Consider the following 3,491-nt stretch of genomic DNA (forward strand, 5'->3'; position numbering starts at 1 on the left):
GCTCAACGATGTTGCGCGTGACGTAGCCTTGGGCATCCTCCGGCGTGACGCTACCCACGTAGTGCGCACTGGGTTCGCCCGAACTGAAAGTGAAGACATCCATCTTCCGGTCCGGGTCAAGCACGACGCAGTACGGCACGAGCCGCTCAAGGAGGAGGCTGGTCGTGCCCTCTTCGTGCTCGTGCTCGAAAGAGCCCGAGACATCGATAATCGCAGCGGTCTCCGCCTTGACGTTTGCGACCACGCCGGCCTTGTCGAGCGCGAGGCGCAGGACGCTGGCCGATTTTTCTAAGTTGAGTGTGAGTTTGCCGTTTATGGTGCTCTCCTTGAAGCGCAGCGATTGATCTAATAGCCGGTTGCCAATCACAGGGTACCCGAGATTTGGCTCAGGCTTTGTCCTGCGTCACATGTGCCCTTTGGCTCGCAACACTTTCGGCAGCACCCACCATAGAAGAAGCAACAGCCCCCCGGTGAGGGTGGCGAACACGATTCCGACCCCGTGACCGAACACGGTGGAAAGCACCAATTGTGTCGCCAACGTAAGTGCCATCGCGAGCAAAACCGCCCCCACGACGATCTGCCGCGTTGCCAAGCGTTTGAAACCGGCGCGGTCGGTCAGCGGGCGGATGACCCGGTGCTGCACCGCCGGTGCACTGAGCAGCACCAGGCTCAAGATAGACAGGGTGAATGTCGCGAGAAAAACCGTCTTCTCCGAAGCGACGATATTGGCGAAGCCGCTGTTGAACGGCACGGTGATGAGAAAGGCCGACAGCAACTGGGCACTGGGAAGCAACACACGCAGCTCTCCCAGCATGTCGGTCAGGTCACCGTCATCATCGGCGGTGACGCCGACGACGGCATCAGCCGCTTTGCCGAGATCTAGCTCGGTTTCTTCAGAATTCATCGGGATCTTTGTTCAAGCAGCGTTCATTGACGGGCCAGTATCTGCAGTGGCATGGTTCGCTAGCATAACGCGACGGTGCACGCCCGCGATTGCGCCTCACGCACTCCACAGCCGAGACGCCCTGCAGCGGCAACTCTGCTGTTCTTCAGTCGCGCGGTGCAGAATCGCGGCCATGGCTGCTGCGCCCCGGTCCGACCGGTCATTGCTTTTCATAACCGGCCTGGTCCTCGCGGGCTTGATGCTCTTGGATGCGACCTCACTCGACGTCGCGCTCGCACGCGCCATGGGGGGCGCCGAACGATTTCCGCTTCGCGACCATTGGTTCTTGACTCAGGTACTCCACACAGGTGGCCGCCGCGCGGCATGGGTGCTGTCTGCGGGGTTGGCCTTGGCGGTCTTGTGGCCAGTGGGACCACTGCGCCAGCTCAATTGGCAGTCCCGCGTGCAGTTGGCTGTGACAACCCCACTGGTGTCGCTGTCCGTCTCGGCCTTGAAGTGGCTCAGCCTTACTAGTTGCCCTTGGGATCTGAAGCTTTTCGGAGGATGGTTGCCCTACGTGCCGCACTGGAGCGCAGTGGCCGATGGGGGCGGCGGACATTGCTTTCCTGCGGGACACGCCTCGGCCGGCTTCGCCTTTATCGGAGGCTACTTTGTTTTCCGGAACGTCGCGCCCCGAACAGCGCGCATTTGGTTGCAGGCCTCGCTGGCGAGCGGCCTCTTGCTCGGGCTCGCCCAGCAGTTGCGGGGTGCGCACTTTATGAGTCATACCCTTTGGACGGCGCTCGTAGCCTGGTGCATCGCCTTTGCGGTGGATACCGCATGGCAGCATTGGAAGCGCGAGTGACAACGGTGTTCTCCGTCTGTTGCGTGCCCATTCGCGCCGGACACGTAGGACAGGAGCCAAAAGAACGCCGCCTTACCCTGTTCGAACTGCCGGGCAGGTTACATTCAGGGGAATCGACCCGGCCACCCGGTCATTTCTCTTCGGTTAGATGCGTTTGCAAGGAGTGTCCTCATGGGATTTTTTGATCACCTGCGTGGAATGATGGGCGGCCATCAGGGCGGCGGCCACGGTGGTGGCCACGGCGGCGGGCACCATGGCGGCTACGGCAACTACGGCGGTCCCCCGCCGGGCGGAATGCCGCCCGGCAATTACGGCGCCCCGCCTGCGCCGCCCGGGGCAGCATGCGCAAAGTGCGGCACGTTCGTGACGGCAGGCACGCGCTTTTGCCCGCAGTGCGGGGTTGCCCAGACGGCGACAAAATGCGCCGCGTGCAGCGCCGACGTGCCGCCCGCGGCAAAGTTTTGCCCGGGGTGCGGAAAGCCCGCCGCATCCTAAAAGGGCCAGCCACTGCTGTACGGTGTCCTTCGCGGACGGTGCTGCGCTGAGTGTCTGGTGGGTAACCACGCGGCCGCGCGCGTTACCCTGTCGAAGTCGCAGCAGCGGGAGTGCAACAAGTCACATTGCCATGACACCGCAGTGGGCTGAGGAGATGGTATGACGGACACGTTCTTCGCGATCCCATGGCGCCAGATGCTGCTCCCCGAGTTGTCGTGGGCGGAGAAGCTCGTGCGCCCGCTATTGGTTTACCTCGTGCTGTTGCTGATTTTCCGGCTTGCCAACAAGCGCGAGATGGCCAGCGCAACCGTTTTCGATTTCCTGATTGTCCTGATGATTTCCAACGTCGTGCAAAAGCGCGATGATAGGCAACGACAACTCGGTGCTGGGCGCGGCCGCTGGAGCAGCGATTCTCGTTATTCTCAGCTCGCTGTTGAATCGCGCTACCTCGCGAAATGTGAAAGTGCGCGCAGTTCTCGAAGGCAGTCCGGTACTGCTGGTGCAGGAGGGCAAGGTCGAAAAAGAGATGATGAGAAAATTCGATGTTTCAGACAACGACCTATTGGCCGCGATTCGCAAGCAGGGGATCATTCGCCTATGCGACGTGGCGTTCGCAATTTTGGAGTTGGACGGCAGCATCAGCGTGATCAAAACGGATGACGACGTGCGACCGCATGATTGCCTTCCCTTTGAAGTCGCCGGCAAGGAAAGCTACGCTGCCGAGGACGCACCGAAGGGCGAAACAAGAATGCAGCATGAACACAGCGAACACGATCGCGCCAAGGACAAAAAGCAGCCATCGTCCTGCTGATCCAGTGGCTTGCACCCTTGGCGAGCGAGGCGCCGGCAGTCGTCATCGCCGTCCTGTTCGTCCTTTCAGGGCGCGCCGAGGGCGGGCTCACAACCATGATCAGCGACAAGATCAACCAGTGGACCCTGCTGGTGGGCATGCTGCCGCTGGCGATGAGCGTCGGCGCCGGAGCGATTACGTCGTTGCCGCTGGACGCGCGGCAGCACGAGGAATTTTTTCTCACCGCGGCACAGTCGCTATTTGGAGTGGCCTTGTTGCTCCGGTTGCGCTTCAGCCTGCTATCGGCAGTCGTGCTGGCGGCCCTCTTTTCGGTCCAGATCGTTCTCGCCTTTGTCTATCGCGCGGATGCCGCCAAGGCCATCGCTTCGCTGACCATGCTGGGGTGGTTGTACCTCGGTCTCGCCGCCGTCCTGTTCATGCTGTCGGGGCCGGCCGCC

The 3,491-nt window shown here is 61.6% G+C and carries 5 protein-coding genes and 1 pseudogene; 4 read left to right on the forward strand and 2 right to left on the reverse strand.

What is annotated here, in order from left to right; translation table 11 throughout:
* Both DBR23_RS12205 and DBR23_RS12210 read right to left on the reverse strand, forming a co-directional pair.
* On the reverse strand, nt 1-367 hold a 367-nt coding region (locus DBR23_RS12205; protein WP_146191318.1), incomplete at its 3' end, for a VWA domain-containing protein.
* A 36-nt stretch (nt 368-403) separates the two neighbouring features.
* The gene (locus DBR23_RS12210; RefSeq protein WP_011805128.1) at nt 404-904 is read right to left on the reverse strand and encodes a DUF6328 family protein; all 501 of its coding nucleotides are present in this window, start codon (nt 902-904) and stop codon (nt 404-406) included.
* A gap of 172 nt (nt 905-1,076) precedes the next feature.
* Between DBR23_RS12210 and DBR23_RS12215 the strand changes: the two genes are divergently transcribed.
* From DBR23_RS12215 to DBR23_RS12230, 4 genes and pseudogenes are all read left to right on the forward strand, one after another.
* Nucleotides 1,077-1,748: a phosphatase PAP2 family protein gene (locus DBR23_RS12215; protein WP_055401549.1), complete on the forward strand. Its 672-nt coding sequence runs from the start codon at nt 1,077-1,079 to the stop codon at nt 1,746-1,748.
* Between the two features lie 294 nt (nt 1,749-2,042).
* Nucleotides 2,043-2,243, forward strand: a complete 201-nt coding sequence (locus DBR23_RS30590; protein WP_233250418.1) for a zinc ribbon domain-containing protein — start codon at nt 2,043-2,045, stop codon at nt 2,241-2,243.
* Between the two features lie 361 nt (nt 2,244-2,604).
* The gene (locus tag DBR23_RS12225; protein ID WP_233250417.1) at nt 2,605-3,054 is read left to right on the forward strand and encodes a DUF421 domain-containing protein; all 450 of its coding nucleotides are present in this window, start codon (nt 2,605-2,607) and stop codon (nt 3,052-3,054) included.
* A gap of 17 nt (nt 3,055-3,071) precedes the next feature.
* Nucleotides 3,072-3,491, forward strand: a pseudogene (locus DBR23_RS12230) (sodium:proton exchanger); the annotation flags it as partial.

The sequence above is a fragment of the Acidovorax sp. HMWF018 genome, from assembly GCF_003061035.1.
Taxonomy (GTDB): domain Bacteria; phylum Pseudomonadota; class Gammaproteobacteria; order Burkholderiales; family Burkholderiaceae_C; genus Acidovorax; species Acidovorax delafieldii.